The 17,413-nt window shown below is 70.1% G+C and carries 15 protein-coding genes; 6 read left to right on the top strand and 9 right to left on the bottom strand.

Annotated elements, in window-relative coordinates:
- Positions 1-45: 45 nt before the first annotated feature.
- Complete coding sequence (locus ACQP0P_RS30610; protein WP_433361066.1) at positions 46-969, bottom strand: aldo/keto reductase; 924 nt, start codon at positions 967-969, stop codon at positions 46-48.
- Between the two features lie 144 nt (positions 970-1,113).
- Between ACQP0P_RS30610 and ACQP0P_RS30605 the strand changes: the two genes are divergently transcribed.
- Both ACQP0P_RS30605 and ACQP0P_RS30600 read left to right on the top strand, forming a co-directional pair.
- A complete protein-coding gene (locus ACQP0P_RS30605; RefSeq protein WP_433361063.1) occupies positions 1,114-2,121 on the top strand; it encodes an alpha/beta hydrolase in 1,008 nt (335 codons plus the stop codon).
- Positions 2,122-2,268: 147 nt separating this feature from the next.
- Positions 2,269-3,642: an aldehyde dehydrogenase family protein gene (locus ACQP0P_RS30600; protein ID WP_433361060.1), complete on the top strand. Its 1,374-nt coding sequence runs from the start codon at positions 2,269-2,271 to the stop codon at positions 3,640-3,642.
- Between the two features lie 28 nt (positions 3,643-3,670).
- On the opposite strand, the gene ACQP0P_RS30595 is transcribed toward ACQP0P_RS30600, so the two are convergent.
- The 8 genes from ACQP0P_RS30595 to ACQP0P_RS30560 form a co-directional block, all read right to left on the bottom strand.
- Positions 3,671-5,170, bottom strand: a complete 1,500-nt coding sequence (locus ACQP0P_RS30595) for a WS/DGAT/MGAT family O-acyltransferase (protein ID WP_433361057.1) — start codon at positions 5,168-5,170, stop codon at positions 3,671-3,673.
- 267 nt (positions 5,171-5,437) lie between these two features.
- Positions 5,438-6,691: a sulfite oxidase gene (locus ACQP0P_RS30590; RefSeq protein ID WP_433361054.1), complete on the bottom strand. Its 1,254-nt coding sequence runs from the start codon at positions 6,689-6,691 to the stop codon at positions 5,438-5,440.
- Positions 6,692-6,781: 90 nt separating this feature from the next.
- Complete coding sequence (gene polX / locus ACQP0P_RS30585; protein ID WP_433361051.1) at positions 6,782-8,467, bottom strand: DNA polymerase/3'-5' exonuclease PolX; 1,686 nt, start codon at positions 8,465-8,467, stop codon at positions 6,782-6,784.
- 50 nt (positions 8,468-8,517) lie between these two features.
- Positions 8,518-9,186, bottom strand: coding sequence for a cupin domain-containing protein (locus ACQP0P_RS30580; RefSeq protein ID WP_433361048.1), 669 nt, complete (start codon positions 9,184-9,186; stop codon positions 8,518-8,520).
- An 18-nt stretch (positions 9,187-9,204) separates the two neighbouring features.
- Positions 9,205-10,044: a PmoA family protein gene (locus ACQP0P_RS30575; RefSeq protein WP_433361045.1), complete on the bottom strand. Its 840-nt coding sequence runs from the start codon at positions 10,042-10,044 to the stop codon at positions 9,205-9,207.
- Positions 10,035-11,066 carry a Gfo/Idh/MocA family protein gene (locus ACQP0P_RS30570; protein ID WP_433361042.1) on the bottom strand — a complete coding sequence of 344 codons (1,032 nt, stop codon included), beginning with the start codon at positions 11,064-11,066 and terminating at the stop codon, positions 10,035-10,037. The genes ACQP0P_RS30575 and ACQP0P_RS30570 overlap by 10 nt, the downstream gene beginning before the upstream one ends.
- Entirely contained in the window at positions 11,063-11,305 is a 243-nt protein-coding gene (locus ACQP0P_RS30565) for a hypothetical protein (RefSeq protein WP_433361039.1), read from the bottom strand. Before ACQP0P_RS30565 ends, ACQP0P_RS30570 begins: the two co-directional genes overlap by 4 nt.
- A 278-nt stretch (positions 11,306-11,583) precedes the next feature.
- A complete protein-coding gene (locus ACQP0P_RS30560; RefSeq protein ID WP_433361036.1) occupies positions 11,584-12,597 on the bottom strand; it encodes a LacI family DNA-binding transcriptional regulator in 1,014 nt (337 codons plus the stop codon).
- A gap of 178 nt (positions 12,598-12,775) precedes the next feature.
- Here ACQP0P_RS30560 and ACQP0P_RS30555 point away from each other — a divergent pair, with 178 nt between their 5' ends.
- From ACQP0P_RS30555 to ACQP0P_RS30540, 4 genes are read left to right on the top strand one after another with little or no spacing between them, the layout of a single operon-like run.
- Complete coding sequence (locus ACQP0P_RS30555) at positions 12,776-14,071, top strand: extracellular solute-binding protein (RefSeq protein WP_433361033.1); 1,296 nt, start codon at positions 12,776-12,778, stop codon at positions 14,069-14,071.
- A 55-nt stretch (positions 14,072-14,126) separates the two neighbouring features.
- Positions 14,127-15,101, top strand: a complete 975-nt coding sequence (locus ACQP0P_RS30550) for a carbohydrate ABC transporter permease (protein WP_433382191.1) — start codon at positions 14,127-14,129, stop codon at positions 15,099-15,101.
- Positions 15,098-15,922, top strand: coding sequence for a carbohydrate ABC transporter permease (locus tag ACQP0P_RS30545; RefSeq protein WP_433361030.1), 825 nt, complete (start codon positions 15,098-15,100; stop codon positions 15,920-15,922). Before ACQP0P_RS30550 ends, ACQP0P_RS30545 begins: the two co-directional genes overlap by 4 nt.
- A 49-nt stretch (positions 15,923-15,971) precedes the next feature.
- Positions 15,972-17,393: a glycoside hydrolase family 5 protein gene (locus ACQP0P_RS30540; protein ID WP_433361027.1), complete on the top strand. Its 1,422-nt coding sequence runs from the start codon at positions 15,972-15,974 to the stop codon at positions 17,391-17,393.
- Positions 17,394-17,413 lie beyond the last annotated feature (20 nt).

Raw genomic sequence — 17,413 nt, 5'->3', positions numbered from 1 at the left:
CCGGCGGGACCCGGCCGCACCACGGCCGGGTCCCGCTGTGTCCTTCTAGCGGGACGCCTCCTCCAGCAGGGCCAGTTCGTCCTCGGACAGCGTCAGGTCGGCGACCGCGAGCAGCGGCCGAAGCTGCTCGACGTTGCGGGCGCTGGCGATCGGCGTGGCCACCGTGGGCTGGGCGGCCAGCCAGGCGAGGGCGATGGTGGCCGGGGTGGCTCCGTGGGAGGCGGCGATCTTGTCCAGGGCGTCGATCACCCTCGGCCCGCGCTCGGAGTGAAGGTACTGCGATGCCTGGCCCGCGCGGGGGCTGTCCACCGTGACCCCGGGCCGGTACTTGCCGGTCAGGAAGCCGCGGGCCAGGCCGAAGTACGGTGTGCTGGTCAGCCCGGCCTCGGCCACCACGTCTCGCAGCGCCCCCTCGTAGCCGCGCTCGAGAAGGTTGTAGTGCTGCTGCAGCACCCCGTACCGGGCCAGGCCCTCCCGCTCGGAGATCTCCAGTGCCTCCGCGAGCCGCTCGGCGCTGTAGTTCGAGGCGCCGATGTTGCGTACCTTGCCCTCGGTGATCAGGTCGTCGAACGCGCCGAGGGTCTCCTCCAGGGGCGTGGCCGCGTCGTCGATGTGGGCCCAGTACAGATCGATGTAGTCGGTACGCAGCCGCCGGAGCGAGTCCTCGGCCGCGGCTCGGATGTTGGCCGCCGACAGCCCGGTGCGGCCGTTCAGTGAACCCACCTTGGTCGCCACCACGATCCGGTCACGGTTGCGGCGGGAGGCCATCCACTCGCCGATGACGGTCTCGGACTCCCCGCCGACGTGTCCGGGCACCCACGCGGAGTAGACGTCCGCGGTGTCGAGGAAATTGCCGCCCGCCTCGGCGTAGGCGTCCAGGACCGCGAAGGAGTCGTTCCGGTCCGCGGTCCAGCCGAATACGTTGCCGCCGAGACAGAGAGGAAACAGGTTCAGCTCAGAAAAGCTCATGGGCTAACTCTATTTCTCGGGTAATCGCGCGGGTGCGGGGCATCGGCGGTAGCCGTCGGAGCATTATTATGTGCGGCGTCAATAAGACTGTCGGAGGCTCCCATGGCACCCGGTTCACGGTTACCCGGACTTCTCATCGGTGCTGTGATCGCGGGCGGTCTCTTCGTCCTGGCGGTGGCCGCCGCGATCGCCCTGATCTCCAACCAGCGCGGGACCGTCGCGGACCCGCCGGGCCCTTCCACCTCGGAGCGGCCCCGCACGCCGGACGCGTCCAGGAGGCCGGAAGGGGTTCCCGACGGTGTCGAGGTGGTCGGGGAGAAACGGTCCGGTGGCCGCCGGATGGATCTGACCCTGCGCTCGGCGGCCCTCGACGACGTCACCCGGGTACGGCTGCTGCTGCCCAAGGGCTGGTCCAGACAGGCGGGCAGGACCTGGCCGACGCTCTGGCTGCTCCACGGGGGGCTCGACGACTACGAGGGATGGTCGAGGTCCGACGTCGAGAGGTTCACGGAGAACGATCAGGTCATCGTGGTCATGCCCGACGGCGGCAAGTGCGGCAGCTACTCCGACTGGTACAACGGCGGCGAGGGCGGGCCGCCCAGGTGGGCGACCTACCATCTCAAGGAGCTGCTTCCGCTGCTGGAGAGCAGGTACGCCGCGGGCAGGGAGCGGGCCATCGCCGGATACTCCATGGGCGGCCAGGGCGCGATGCTGTATGCGGCGGCCGGTGGTTTCAAGGCCGCGGCCTCCTTCAGCGGCGCGGTGCACATCCTCATGCCCGGGGTCGACCTGGCGGTCATGCTCGGCACCACGGCGGGCTGTTTCGGCACCGACTGGAAGCGGATCTGGGGTGATCCGCGGGAGGATCGCGAGGTGTGGGAGCGGCACGACCCGTACCATCTGGCGGGCAGGTTGCGCGGAGTCCGCCTTTACCTGGCCTCGGGCGACGGCGGCAAGGGGGACGGTGAGCTGTTCGGGGACATCACCGAGGAACTCGCTCACAAGGCGACACTGGCCTTCGCCGGACGCCTGCAGTCGCTGGACATTCCCTTCCAGCCCCACTTCTACTCGGGGCGCCACAACATGACCTACTGGAACCGGGAGCTGCGCCGGGCGCTTCCCATGCTCCTGGAGGCTGTCGGAGCCCGATGAGCCCTTCCGGCTCCTCCCGCCGGCCGCGAGGACGAATATTGGACATAAGGGGGCATAAAGGAAGAGGGGAAGGTCGCCCGAACGCTTCGCCGTCCGGTGGCGATGTTTCTCCGGGAGGCAGCGACGGCGATTCTCCGGGAGGCACCGATGGCGATCGCGACGATCAACCCGGCCACGGGCGAGACCGTCAGGACGTTCGACCCGATCCGCGAGGAGGAGGTGGAACGGCGGGTGGCACTCGCCGCCTCCGCGTTCCACGAGTACCGGACGGTCGACCTCAAGCAGCGGGCGGCCTGGATGCACGCCGCCGCCGGCCTGATCCGGGCCGAGCAGGACCGGCTGGCACGGCTGGTGACCACCGAGATGGGCAAGACGCTGGCCGCCGCCCACTGTGAGGTGGACATGTGCGTGCGGGAGATGCGCTTCTTCGCCGACCACGCCGAGGAGTTCCTCGCGGACGAGTCGGCGGACGGGCCCGCCGTGGGAGCGCGGCAGGCGTACGTGCGCTACCAGCCGCTGGGCCCTGTCCTCGGGATCACCTCGTGGGACTTTCCCCTCTGGCAGGTGGTCAGGTCTGCCGCGCCCGCCCTGATGGCGGGCAACGTCTGCCTGTTCAAGCACGCGCCGAACGTGCCGCAGACGGCGCTGCACCTGGGCGGGCTGTTCGCCAGGGCCGGTTTTCCCGAGGGATGCGCGCAGGTCCTGCTGATCGAGCCCGAGCGGGTCGAGCCGTTGCTGCGCGATCGGCGGGTGGCGGCCGTCACCCTCACCGGGGCCGATCGGGAGGGGCGCCCGGTCGCCGCGGTCGCGGGCTGGGAGATCAAGAAGACGGTCCTGGAGCTGGGCGGCTCCGACCCCTACGTCGTCATGCCCTCCGCCGACCTGGACGAGGCCGCCGCCGTCGGGGTCACCTCGCGGGTGCACAACAACGGCCAGTCCTCCGTCGCGGCCAAGCGGTTCATCGTGCACGAGGAGATCTACGACGACTTCGCCGGGCTGTTCGTGGCGCTGATGGAGTCGCTGCGGCTCGGCGACCCCGCGGACGAGGCGACGGACGTGGGACCGCTCGCCACCCGGCAGGGCCGCGACCACGTCGAGTCACAGGTCGCCAACGCCGCGGGGCTCGGCGCCCGGGTGCTCTGCGGGGGAGTGAGCCCGGATCGGCCCGGCTGGTTCTACGAACCGACCGTGATCACCGGTATCACCTGCGAGATGCGGGTGTTCCACGAGGAGGTCCGCGGCCCGGTGGCCGCGCTGTACCGGGTCGCGGACATCGACGAGGCGATCGCCCTGGCCAACGCGACCCCCTTCGGGCTCGCCGCCGCCGTCTGGAGCGGCGACGTGGCGGAGCAGGAGCGCCTCGTCTCCGAGATCGAGGCCGGCATGGTGTACGTCAACGGGATGGTCTCCGCCTACCCGCAACTGCCGTTCGGCGGTGTCAAGAGCTCCGGGTACGGGCGCGGGCTGTCCGCGTACGGCATCCGTGAGTTCTGCGACGCCAAGGCCGTCTGGATCGGCTGATCGCCCGCCACGCCTCGGCGCGGGGCCTTCAGGCGGGCACCATCTGCCTGGCCGGGAGGCTGTCCACCGGGTTGAGCCGCCCGGCGGGCTCGATCTGCTCCATCAGCTCGTCCATGGCCTCCTGCAGGTGGCCCATGAGCCGCCACACGTCGGCCACCCGGTCCGGGCAGGACAGGATGCCGAAGTCGAGCGAGCCGTCGTAGGAGAAGCAGGTGATGTTGACCCCGCCGCTCAGGTCGGTCAGCACGGACATGGGGTGGTAGGCGAGCACCCTGGCCCCGCACAGGTACAGCGGGAGCTGCGGTCCCGGCACGTTCGAGACGATCAGATTGATCGGCGGCAGCATGATCGAGGCCAGCCGGAACACCGTGGAGGTCGCCAGCGCGGTGACGGCCGCGGGCAGCATCGACGACAGCTCGCTCAGCCAGCCGGCGGGGGAGCCGGCGAACCGCCGCTTGGCGGTGTGCATCGTCCGCGCCATGACGCGCAGGCGCTCGCGGGGACAGGCCAGGTCGGTCGGGATGGGGGTGACCATGACGGAGATCTGGTTGCCGACCACGTTCTGGGCGCTCGCGCTGCGGACCGCGACCGGGACCGCGGCGATCAGCGGCCGGTCGGGCAGCGCGTCGCGCTCACGTAGCCAGGCGCGCAGCGCCGAGGCGCACAGCGTCATGACCACGTCGTTGACGCTGGCCCCCGAGCTCCTGGCCACCCGTTTGACGTCCGCCAGCGGGATCGACCCGTAGGAGAAGCGCCGCTCGGGGCCGATCGGGCCGTTGAACGGTGTGCGCGGCGCCGTCAGCACGGGCAGCTCCGGCAACTCCCGCACCCTCCCGGCGATCATCCGGGTGGCGGCGGCCACCCGCCGGGCGCCCGGCAGCGCCGAGGCCAGCGGCATCGTGTCGAGTTCGGTCGCCATGCGACCCAGCGAGTACAGCGTTCTGGCGGGCTGCATCACCGACCTGGCCACGGCCCCGGCGAGCATGCCCGCCAGACCGGGGGCGGTGGTCGGCGGCGTGGGCGCGGGCCGCTCGACGACGCGGGGCTCGGGCGTCAGATCCAGCAGCGCGGCGAGTGTCTCCGCTCCCGAGACCCCGTCGATGGCGCAGTGGTGGACCTTGGCGTACAGGGCGACCCGGCCGCCGGTCAGACCCTGGATGAGATGCATCTCCCAGAGCGGGCGGCCCCGGTCGAGGCGCCGCTCGTGGATCCGGGCCACCTCCTCGGCGAGCTGGGCCTCGTCGCCCGGCGCGGCCAGGGTCACCTCGTGGACGTGGCCGGTGACGTCGAGATCGGGGTCTTCCGTCCAGTACGGACGGTCGAGGTCGAACGGCACGGTGGCCAGGCGGAGCCTCAGCGCCGGGGCCAGGTGCACCCGCTCGCGGAGCAGCCCGATCAGGCACTCGCGGGTGACGGCCCCCGCCTGGGAGCAGGCGGGGTCGAGGATGGCAAGCCCCGCGACGTGGGCCGCCGTGGTCGCCGACTCTGCGTGAAGGAACTGCGCGTCGAGCGCGGTCAGCTGGCGCATCGGTCGAGCCTCCTGGCGGAAGATGGGAGAACACGTATTGCCATCATCAGGTCGGCACGTTTCCCTCTCGTTTCCTCCGTGGGACCTCTGACGTCTTTCCGGCGAGGTCCGGAGGCCCAGCCGATCATCGCGCTAGGTGACATTCCCATTTCACTCGGTAGTCACGCCTGGCGGATGGAGGTGTCCCGGCGATTCTTTCCGAAGGTGATACTCGGGTGCGGGCATCTGGAGCCGTGGGCCGAGTCGTTCGGCTGGGCGGGGCCCCGGTCACCCGCTCACGACGGTCACGGGGTGGCGGACGACGGCGTCGAAGAGGTAGCCGAAGTCGTTGTGCGTGGTGTGCGACGGCTGGACCGCACCGGTCTCGTCGGTGGCGCGGGCGAGCAGGAAGTGCCGGCCGGTCTCCGCGGGTCTCCAGGTGACCTGCCAGCGGGTCCAGGTGGATGCCACGTGCGGTCCGCGCAGCGGAGCGCGCTGCCAGGTGGCGCCACCGTCCAGGCTCACCTCCACGTCGGCGATCCGGCCGTTGCCCGACCAGGACCGCCCGCGCAGCACGTAGGGGCGCCCGGCGACCAGAGTGGCGTTCCAGGGCAGTTCGAAGGCGCTCCTGACGCCCTGCGTGGTCAGCGGGGCGCCGCCCTGTGGCGGGTAGGCGTCGCCGAACATCCGGTAGAACTCGGTGGTCCAGGGTGAGGACAGCGGCGAGGTGGACACCTCGATGTCGCCGACCCACTTGACCGAGGCCAGGCCGATCCAGCCGGGGACGACCAGTCGCACGGGGTGGCCGTGGTCGGGCGGGAGCGGCTCGTCGTTCATCTCGTAGGCGAGGATGACATCCCGTAGCGCCTTGGCCGCCGGGATCGGGCGGCGTACCCGGCCGTAGTCGACCCCGTCGGCCACGTAGGCGGGGTCGAGTCCGCGGGCCATGACGTCGACGGCGTCCGGGGTGATCCCGGAGCGTTCCAGCACCGTGGCCAGCGGCACCCCGCGCCAGCGGGCCACCCCGATGCCGCCGAGCTGCCACGGGGTGCCGATGACCTCCTGGTGCTGCTGGACGGTGAAGAGGCTCCGCCCGTTGCCCGCGCACTCGATCGCCACGTCACGCGTCACCGCGGGCATCGCGAGTAGTTCCTCATAGCCGAAACTCCGGGGGGCGCTCAGGCCCGTGCCGTGCAGCCGCAGCCGCCAGGTGGCCGTGTCGATGATCGGGGTGGAGGTGTGGTTGCGGACGAAGAACCGGTCGTTGGGCACGTGGAACCCGATGTCGCCCATGGCGTCCCAGCGCATCTCGGCATTGGTCTCGTGCTCGACGAACAGCTCCGGCGGCAGCGGCTTGACGATCCCCGGGGTGGACGGATCGTCGCCCGAGGCCCCCTTGTCGTCGGCGCTGTCACCGGTGCTGTCATCGAGGGTCCTGCCGTCGACGGCGGCCGGCCGGAGCCGGTCGAGGGCCTCCCGCGGGATCTGCCCGGCTCGGGTGTGCTGGGAGACGGCCTCGTCGTCGAGGTTCTCGTACGGCATCCGGCACCACTCCTCTCTACATCTATTTCCTACCAGTAAACTATGCAATATCCGATGAGTGCCACGCCCTTGCCGCTCTCAATCATCCCCTCAACGACCGAGGAAAGCCAGCAACCGCTCCAGGGGCCAGGTGTTGATCACATCGTCGCCGGTGAGCCAGCCGCGCTGGGCGACACCGATGCCGAACCGCTGGTTGTCGAGGTGGGGAACCGCGTGGGCGTCGCTGTCGATGGAGAATTTCACGCCGTGGTGTTGCGCCAGCCGTACCAGGTCCGAGGGGAGGTCGGAGCGGTCGGGGAAGGAGTCGATCTCCATCGCGGTGCCGGTGCGGGCCGCGGTGCGAAACACCTCGTCCCAGTCGGCGTCCACCGGCCCCCGGGCGCCGATCCTGCGGGTGGTCGGGTGGCCGATGATGTGCACGTGAGGGTTCTCGCACGCGGTGACCAGGCGCCGGGTCATCTCCTCGCGTGACTGGGTGAAGTGCGAGTGGACGCTGGCCACGCACACGTCGAAGCCCGCCAGCACCTCGGCCGGCCAGTCGACCGAGCCGTCGGGGGCGATGTTCAGCTCGCTGCCGTGCAGCAGCCGCATCTTCGGATATCTCTCCTGCAGCCGGTGCAGCCGCTCGCGCTGCTCCAGGGCCGCCTCCAGCGTCATCCGCTGCATCGCCAGGTCGGGCGCGTGGTCGGTCACCGCGTAGTAGGAGTAGCCGCGAGCCTGGGCGGCGGCGACCATGTCCTCCAGCGAGGCGATCCCGTCGGTCAGGTCGGTGTGGGTGTGCAGGTCGCCCCGCAGATCCTCCAGGGTGACCAGCCTGGGCAGCTCACCGGCGAGCGCGGCGGCGATCTCACCGCCGTCCTCGCGCAGGGTCGGCGGGATCCACTCCATGCCGAACGCCTCGAAGACCTCCTCCTCGGTCGCGGCCGCGATCACCCGCTCCCCCTCGAAAAGGCCGTACTCCGACAGCTTCCAGCCCTTCTTCACCGTGATCTCCCGCAGGTGCACCGTGTGCTCCTTGGAACCGGTGAAGTACATCAGCGCGGCGCCCCACGACTCGGCGGGGACCAGGCGCAGGTCGACCTGGACACCCTGGACGGTGCGGATCGAGGTCTTCTTGTCGCCCGAGGCGATGACCTCCGCGACGTAGGGCTGGGCCTTGAAGTCGTCCATCAGCGACTCGGGGCCGACCGCGAGGACGTCGATGTCACCGATGGTGTCCTTCATCCGGCGCAGCGATCCGGCGTAGGCGATCCGCTCGGCACCCGGCAGCGAGGCGATGACCCGCTCCGCCAGGTCCATGGCGGCTCCGATGTGCATCCTGGCGCTGTTCTCCGCCAGGTGCTCGACCCCCTTGAGCAGGTTTTCCACGGTCTTGGTGCCGAAGCCCCTGACGCCCTCGAGACGCCCCTCTCCGATGGCCTTCACCAGGGCCTCGGGGGAGTCGATGCCCAGCTCCTGGTAGAGGAAGACCGCCTTCTTCGGCCCGAGCGAGGCCACCCGGGTCAGCCGCCGCACTCCCTGGGGAACCTTCCCTCGCAGGTCGTCGAGCTGCCGGAAGCTGCCCCGCTCCAGGTATTCCTCGACCTTCTTGGCGATCGCCTCGCCCACCCCCGGCACGCTTCGCACGGGCACGGCCGTGATGTCCTTGGGAGAGCCCGCGATCGCCTTGGCGGCCTTCTGGTAACTGCGGACCCGGAACGCGTCGCCGCCGGTCATCGCGAACAGCTCGGCGTACTCCTCCAGAGCGGCCGCGACATCGTCGTTAGCTCGTGCCATGGGGCCAGCCTAGAAGATCGCACCGACAGTTCCCACGCCCGCTGCCGGCCTCAGGCCCCGTCCCGATCGGGACGGTCCGCCGGATAGGTCAGCAGGTGGCCGCACATGCCGTCGCGGGGTACGGAGGGCATCCGGGTGACCGCCGCCTCGCGCAGGTGGGTCAGGTCGCCGGCGCGGAGCGCGGCCAGCCGGGCGCCCGTCGTCTCCGCCGCGCGCAGCGGGCCCTCGCGCCAGCGGGACTCGAAGGCGTCCAGGTGGGGGCCGACGAGGCCGGCGGCGGCCGCGAGGAAGGCGGCGAAACCGGGACGGCCCGCGGCGCGGAGCCGCAGGAACCCCTCGACGGCCAGATCGCGGCGCTCGCGCGGGGCCGAGCGCGCGGCCCCGGCGTAGCCGGCGGGATCGGCGAGGACGTCGGGGGGGAAGGTCAGGACGGCGTCGCCGGCCTCGGGCAGGCCGCTGTTCTGCATGAGGACCACGATGCGCAGGTCACCGCGGTTGACCAGGCGATGGACGGTGCCGGGGGTGAACCAGACGACGGAGCCGGGGGCCAGCTCCGTCTCCTGGTAACCGTCCCAGGTCAGGGTCTGCACGCTGCCGGAACCGGCCACCACGGCGTACGCCTCGGCACACAGGGTGTGCAGGTGCGGCGAGCCACCGCGCAGGCCGTCGGCGGCGGGCCAGTCGTAGACGGTCAGATCGCTCACGCCGGTGCCGAACATGGGTGCTCCCTGGGTCTCTCACGCCGGTGCCGGACACGGGTGCCTCCGGACGTACGCCTCCAGCCGGGGGCGGTCCCACGCGCCGGTGGCCACGACCATCCGGTAGCGCAGCCGCAGTGTCGCGCCGGGCGGCAGGATCAGTTCGCGATGGAACGCGATGGACGGGTTGACCGCCGCGAACGGCGTCGTGCGGACGAACCAGACGGTGGGCCGGGCGCTCTGGAACAGCAGGGTGGAGGAGCGGTCGACCTCGTCGTGGGTGCCGCTGTAGGCCAGCCACGCCGACTCCCGGCCCATCATCTCCGGTCCCTCGCCGCCCTCGGCGATCACCCGGCCGTGCTCGAAGGAGCGGGGCCCGCGCCAGAACAGTCCGCAGTATCCGGCCATCGGGCGGCCGGAGGTGGTGGGACTGCCGAAGACCAGGTCCCTTCCGCGTACGTTGGTGATCGCGGTGGACAGCTCCAGCGCCCACGAGTCGTCGCCGACGTCGCCGACCTCGAAGGTCCTCACCTCGTCCACCCAGTGCTCGCCGCCCTGGGTGTGCCAGGTCAGCCGCTCCACGCCGGGGGCGAGGAACTCCTCGTGCCGCATGGTCCCGTTGTTCGGCAGGTCCATGTATCCGGCGGCGGCGCGGACGTAGCTGCCGCCGCCCCAGAAGTTCTCCCCCGACAGGTCCGAGACGGTCAGCTGCAGGCCCCGGTGCCAGCGGTGGTCGTGCGGGCGGTAGGCGCTGACCACGTCGCCCGCCAGGGTCCTGATCGGATGGAAGTAGGGCTTGGGCGATTCGAACACCGGCGTTTCCGGCCGGTGGACGTAGCGCAGGATCTCGACGCCGCGCTCGGTGAAGGTCAGCTCCATGCGCGTCCGTCCAGGCGGTGGTAGAAGGGGTGATCGGGGGTGAGGTCGGTGCGGAGCACGGGCCGGCCGGTGAACGCCGAGGCGTACAGGCCGGTGATCAGTTCGAGCGACCGGCGCCCCTCGGGACCGCTCATGGGCGGCCGCTCGCCGCGCTCGTAGGCGTCCAGCAGCTCCGCCAGCTGCGCCTCGTGCGAGCTCGGCAGGTCGGTCGGCGGGTTCCAGCGCGCCGAGGTGGACCTCCAGTCGGCGTTGCGGTAGCCGTACAGGTGGCGCAGCTCCATCGTCGCCTCGGCGTAGTCGAAGCGCAGGTAGCTCTCCTCGCGCCGGGACAGCACGCTGTTGACCACCGAGGCCATGGCCCCGGAGGCGAAGCGGACGGCGGCCATCGAGACGTCCTCGGTCTCGATCCGGCGGTCCAGCGTGCCGGTCATCGCGCGGATCTCCGACCAGTCGCCCAGGATCGACAGCATGAGGTCCATCTGGTGGATGCCGTGACCCATGGTGGGGCCGCCGCCCTCGGTCTCCCAGCGGCCGCGCCAGGGCGCCTCGAAGTAGGCGTGGTCGCGGTACCAGGCGGTCACGCAGAGCGCGACGAGCGGGCGGCCCAGCTCGGGGGCGAGGGCGCGCAGGTGGCGCGCGCCGGAGCCGAACCGGTGCTGGGAGACCACCGAGGCGTAGCCGGGCCCCTCGGCCGAGGTGATCAGGTCGTACTCGGCCAGCGACCGGCAGGCGGGTTTCTCGATCCACACCCAGGCGCCGACCTTCAGGCAGGCCCTGGCCTGGGCGGCGTGCAGGTGCGGCGGGGTGCACAGGTGGACGAGGTCGGGCCGCTCGGCGTCGAGCATCGCCTCCAGGGAGGGGTACGCCCGCGGGATCGCGTGCTCGGCGCAGAACGCCCTGACCCGCGCCTCGTCGGTGTCCGCGGCGGCCACCACCCGCGCCCGGTGCGACTGGGTGCGCAGCGCGGGCAGATGGCAGATCCCCGCGATGCCGCCGGTGCCCACGACCGCCACCCGGATCATCGTGGTCCTCGCGGCACGGATGTTTCGGGTGTAGGGCCGGACACCGTGACGGAGAGCCGGACCGGGCCGAGCCAGGTGAAGCGGCTGTGGGCGGCCAGTGCCCACAGCCGCTTGGAGACGCGGTAGGTCACCTCGGCCTCGTCGATCCGGATGAGGCGCCGGGTGGCGCCGAACCAGAAGACTTGACGTCCTCCCCGGCGTGAACGCCGGCGATTCCTGCCATGTCGCTGACGCGACATCTCGGTGGGTTCCTGTTTCACGGCCAGGTGCCCAGACAAATCCAGGTCTTACCTCGGCTCCGCAGGCGTTTCACGTCTCCGCCCGCCCAGCGGCGACGTGGACACGGTATCGGAGCGCACCCTGTTCCGCCGGTGAAATCAGGAAGGTGGGGAGCAGGAGGATCGGTGTCAGTAGTGCCCTGTGACGTCGTGACATGCGGGAACCCGCTTTCCGAAAGTTTCACAAGATTACCGAGACTTTTCGTGTCGATCACCGTAAATGTTTCGGAGGGCGGCAGTCAACAGCCGTCAGGACGGGCGGTGCTGTCGCGGACCACGAGGTCGGTGGCCAGCTCCACCCGCCGGGGCTCGTGCCCGCCGCGGTCGAGGCCGAGCACCATCCGGGTGGCCAGCGCCGCCATCTCCTGGAGCGGCTGGCGCACGGTGGTCAGCGGCGGCCAGGCGGAACGTGCCAAAGGCAGGTCGTCGAAGCCCACCACCGACAGGTCCTCCGGCACCCGCAGGCCGCGCTGCCTGGCCGCCTCGAAGACGCCGAACGCCTGCATGTCACTGCCCGCGAAGATCGCGGTGGGCGGATCCGCCGCCGACAGCAGCGCGTGGCCCAGGTCGCGGCCCGAGCCGACCAGGAAGTCGCCGTACCCGATGAGCGAGGGGTCCACCGTGATCCCCGCGGTCTCCAGTGCGGCGCGGTAGCCGTCGATGCGGGCCCGGCTGCACAGCATGCCGGCCGGGCCGCCGATCATCCCGATCCGGCGGTGGCCCAGCTCCAGCAGGTGACGGGTCGCGGCCAGGCCGCCGCTCCAGTTGGTGGCGCCGACCGAGGCGACTCCCGGCGGCGGCTCGCCCTCCGGGTCCACCACCACGAAGGGGATGGACCTGGCGGCCAGCTGGCCGTGCTGGGCGGCGCTGATCCGCGAGCCGATCAGGATGGCCCCGTCGGTGCGCCGGGTGGCGATCCGCTCCACCCAGTCCCTGCCCGGGCCCGCGTGGCTGTGCAGTACCGAGACGACCACGCCGGCGTCGACCTCGCGGGCCGCGGTCTCCACGCCGCGCACCAGTTCCATCGCCCACGGGCTCTCGATCTCGGTGAAGACCAGATCCACCAGGCCGACGGGCTCGTCGCCCTGGCCGGTCCTGCGTATGTAGCCGTGCTTGTGCAGCAGGCGCTCGATCCGCTGCCTGGTCTCGGAGGCGACCTCGGGCCGCCCGTTGATGACTTTCGAGACCGTGGGCGCGGAGACCCCGGCCTCCTCGGCGATCAGGGCGATCGTCACCCGCCTCTTGGATGGCATGCGGCGAATACTAACCGAAAACTTTCGGAGGCCCGCAGGGGGGCCGTCTCCGTTGCTGTTCGAGCTCGCTACCACGGCGGCTATTGACGCGTAACCGGCAATTTACCTATCCTCCGGGTCACGAAATGTTCGGGGAACCTATGAAACTTTTCAGACCCACTCCCGAAAGGGGAACCCCATGCTGAGTCGGCGAGGCGTGGTGGCTCTGGCGGCATCGATGGTGCTTCTTGGAGCCTGCGGCACGAGCGGAGACGACAACGGGTCGAAACCGGGCGCGAGCGCCGGCTCGGAGAAGGTCACCTTCGAGTTCTGGAACCTGGCGACGGCCGAACCGCTCAAGTCCTTCTGGGCTGACCTCATCAAGGAGTACCAGGCGGCCCACCCGAATGTGACGATCAAGAACGTCGGCATCGAGAACGACTCCTACAAGCCGAAGCTCGCCACCCTCACCCAGTCGGGGAAGGCGCCCGACCTCTACTCCACCTGGGGTGGCGGTGTCCTGAAGCAGCACATCGAGGCGGGCCTGGTGAAGGACCTGTCGGCGGAGGCCGGTGACATCCTCGGCGGCTTCACCCCCGCCTCCCTGGCCGCCTACCAGTTCGACGGGAAGACCTACGGGCTGCCCACCGACATCGGCATGGTCGGCTTCTGGTACAACAAGTCGATTTTCACCAAGGCCGGCATCTCCACCCCGCCCGCCACCTGGGCCGAGTTCCTGGACGCGGTGAAGAAGATCAAGACGACCGGGACCACCCCGATAGCCCTCGCCGGCAAGGCCAAGTGGCCGGGCCACTACTACTGGGCCTATCTGGCCATGCGGGTGGCGGGTCTGGACGCGCTCAGCCAGGCCACCACCACCAACGACTTCACCGGACCCGACTTCGTCGCCGCGGGGCAGCGGCTCAAGGAACTCGTCGACCTGCAGCCGTTCCAGAAGGGCTTCCTCAACGCCGACTACTCCACCCCCGACGGGCAGGCCGCCACCATGAGCAACGGCAAGGCCGCCATGGAACTGATGGGCCAGTGGGCGCCGGCCGTGCAGAAGGACGCCGGCAAGGGGCTCGGTGACGACCTCGGGTTCTTCACCTTCCCGACCGTGGACGGGGGCAAGGGCTCCGCGGCCGACGCGTTCGGCGGCGGCGGTGGCCTCGCCGTGGGCGTCAACGCCCCGCCCGCCGCGCTGGACTTCCTGAAGTTCGCGCTCAAGCAGGAGAACCACTCCAAGGCGGTCTCCGCCGGAGGCGTGCTCCCCGTGCTCAAGGGCGAGGAGTCGGCCGTGACCGACCCCAACATCAAGGTGGTCTCCGACGCCCTGTCGGCCGCGACCGGCTTCCAGCTCTACCTCGACCAGGCGTACCCGCCGGCCGTGGGCCAGGAGGTCAACGACGCCGTGGCCGAGTTGATCGCGGGCAAGAAGACGCCGGAGGAGGTCGTCAAGGTCATCACCGAGACGGCGAAGTCGGAGTCGGAGTAGCCGCCCGGATGAAACCGACGGTGAGAACGGTGAAGGGGCGAGGTCGGTGACGACGATGACCGGGCCGGACGCACGTCCGGCCCCTGCCGTGGGGAAGCCCGCCGAGGGGCGGGGGCGGCGCGGTGGCGGGCGCGCGAGAAGGGGCTGGGTCACCGCGATCCTGTTCGTGCTCCCCGCCCTGGTCCTGTTCACCCTGCTGGTGCTGGCGCCGATCCTGGTCGCCGGTTACACCAGCCTCCACAAATGGAACGGCATCGGTCCGCCAAGCGACTTCATCGGCCTGGACAACTTCACCCGGCTGCTGCGGAGCGACATCTTCCTCGGCGACCTGTGGCGCGGCGGCGTCCTGGTCGTACTCTCCCTGCTGGTTCAGCTGCCGCTCTCGCTGGGACTGGCGGTGCTGCTGAACCAGCGGATCCGGGGACGTGCCCTCTACCGGCTGCTGTTCTTCGCGCCCTACATGCTCTCCGAGGCGGTCACCGGCGTGCTGTTCGCGCTGATCCTCTCACCCGAGGCGGGACTGGCCAACCGGCTGCTGACCTCCTGGGGGCTGGAGCCGTGGAGCTGGCTGTCGGAGCCGGACACCGTGCTGTTCTCGATCTTCCTGGTGATCACCTGGAAGTACTTCGGGTTCCACATGATCATTTATCTGGCCGGGCTGCAGGGCATCCCCAGGGAGCTGAAGGAGGCGGCCAGGATCGACGGCGCCGGCGGCTGGAAGGTGTTCCGCCACATCACCCTGCCGCTGCTCGGCCCCACCGTCAGGGTCAGCGTGTTCCTGTCCGTCATCGGCACGATCCAGCTCTTCGACCTGGTCTGGATCCTCACCGGAGGTGGTCCCTCGCACGCCTCGGAGACCATGGCCGTCAGCATGTTCGAATACGGTTTCAAGCGGACCCAGATCGGTTACTCCAGCGCGATCAGCGTCGTCATGTTCCTGATCAGCCTCGTCTTCGCCCTCGGCTACCAGCGGTTCGTGCTGCGCCGGGACCTGGAGGGGGCCAGCACCACGATGGGAGACCACCGATGATCGCCCGGCTCCGGACGGCCCCGATCCACGTGATCATCTGGGTGGCGGCGGTCTTCATCGTCGTCCCCTTCCTGTACGGCCTGTTCGGCGGTTTCAAGACCTCCAGCCAGCTGTCGGGCAACCCGCTCGGCCTGCCCTCCCCGTGGGTCACCGACAACTACACCAGCGTGATCACCACCGGCGCGTTCTGGCGCCAGCTCCTCAACAGTCTGTTCATCGCGGTCGCGACCACCGCGCTGGTCGTGGTCCTGTCGGCGATGGCCGCCTTCGCCTTCGCCCGGTTCGCCTTCCGAGGCCGCGAGTTCCTGTTCACGCTGTTCGCCCTCGGCCTGATGTTCCCGTTCGCGGTGGCGATCCTGCCGCTGTTCATCCTGCTGCGCACCTTCGGCCTGCTGGACAACCCGCTCGGGGTGATCCTGCCGCAGGCCGCGTTCGGGCTGCCGCTGACGATCATCATCCTGCGCACGTTCTTCCGGTCCATCCCCAGGGAGGTCGAGGAGGCCGCCACCATCGACGGCTGCACCCCCTTCGGGTTCTTCTGGCGGGTGCTGCTGCCGATGGCCAGGCCCGCCCTGGCCACCGTCTCGGTGCTGGCGATCGTGGCGAGCTGGAACAACTTCTTCCTCCCGCTGGTGGTCTTCAACGACCCGAATCTGTGGACGCTGCCACTCGGCGTCCAGCAGTTCCAGGGGGAGTACATGGCGGACACGGCCAAGATCTTGGCCTACGTCATCGTCTCCATGGTCCCGGCCCTGGCCTTCTACGCGGTCGCCGAGCGCCAGCTGATCAGCGGCCTCACCGCGGGCGCCACCAAGGGCTGAGCCGGGACCTCATCGCTGTGTCGAACGACCGTTGTGGAGAGTGAGAAACATGACCCTGAGTGTCGCCGGATCCCGTCTCGTCGATTCGGCCGGCACCCCGGTACGGCTGCGCGGAGTAGGCCTCGGGGGCTGGCTGAACATGGAGAACTTCATCACCGGATATCCGGCCAACGAGGCCGCGATGCGTGCGGCGGTCCGGGAGGTGCTCGGCGACGACCGGGCCGAGCTGTTCTTCGACCGCCTGCTCACCGCGTTCTTCGGCGCGGACGACGCCTCGCTCCTCGCCGACCTCGGCGTCAACTGCGTCCGGATCCCGATCAACTACCGCCACCTGGAGTCCGACGACCGGCCCTTCGAGATCATCGAGCAGGGCTTCCGCCACCTCGACCGGGTGATCGGCCTGCTCGCCGAGCGCGGCGTCTACAGCGTCATCGACCTGCACGCCCTGCCCGGCGCGCAGAACCAGCACTGGCACTCCGACAACCCCACGCACATCGCCGCCTTCTGGCAGCACCGGCACTTCCAGGACCGCGTCGTCCACCTGTGGGAGGCGGTGGCCGACCGCTACCGGGACAACCCGTGGGTGGCCGGCTACAACCCGGTCAACGAGCCCGGCGACTCCGGCGGGCGGGTCGTCGGCCCCTTCTACGACCGCCTGGTCAAGGCGGTCCGCGCCGTCGACCCCGGACACGTGCTGTTCCTGGACGGCAACACCTACTCCACCGACTTCTCGATCTTCCGCGAGGTGTACGAGAACACGGTATTCGTCTGCCACGACTACGCCCTGGCCGGCTTCGCGCACGGCGGCCCCTACCCCGGCCACACCCGTGGCGAGTGGGTGGACCGGGTCCAGCTGGAGAAATCCTTCGAGCGGCGGACCGTCTTCCAGCGTGAGACGGGCACCCCCCTGTGGGTCGGCGAGTTCGGCCCCGTCTACACCGGCGACGCGGAGATCGACCGGCAGCGCTATCAGATCCTCCGCGACCAGCTGGAGATCTTCGACTCCTACCAGGCCGGCTGGTCGCTGTGGACCTACAAGGACGTCGGGCTGCAGGGCCTGGTCAGCGCGGGTGAACCGTACATGAGCCGGTTCGGTGACTTCATCGCCAAGAAGGGACGGCTGGGCGCGGACCGGTGGGGCTCGACGATGGAGGAGTCGGCGAGTGAGCTGGCGCCGCTGCACCTGCTGATGGAGACCGAGTTCCCCTCCTGGAACCCCTACCCGTGGGGTGCCCGCTACCAGACCGACGACCTGATCCGGCACATCCTCATCGCGCAGGCGCTGGTTCCCGAGTACGCCGAACTGCTGCGAGGCTGCTCCGACGAGGAACTGACCGCCCTCGCCGACTCCTTCGCGCTCACCCGCTGCGTCCGGCGGCAGCCGCTGCTCGACCTGCTCGCCGAGAACCTGCTCGCCGAGAACCCGCGAGGTGAGAACCGGCAGGGTGAGAACCCGGGCGGCGACGTCTGAGGAAACCGCACGGCGACCCC

The organism is Streptosporangium sp. CA-115845 (genome assembly GCF_050943795.1).
Taxonomy (GTDB): Bacteria; Actinomycetota; Actinomycetes; order Streptosporangiales; family Streptosporangiaceae; genus Streptosporangium.
The sequence above is the reverse complement of the archived record's forward strand: the minus strand, read 5'-3'. Positions and strand labels throughout refer to the sequence as shown.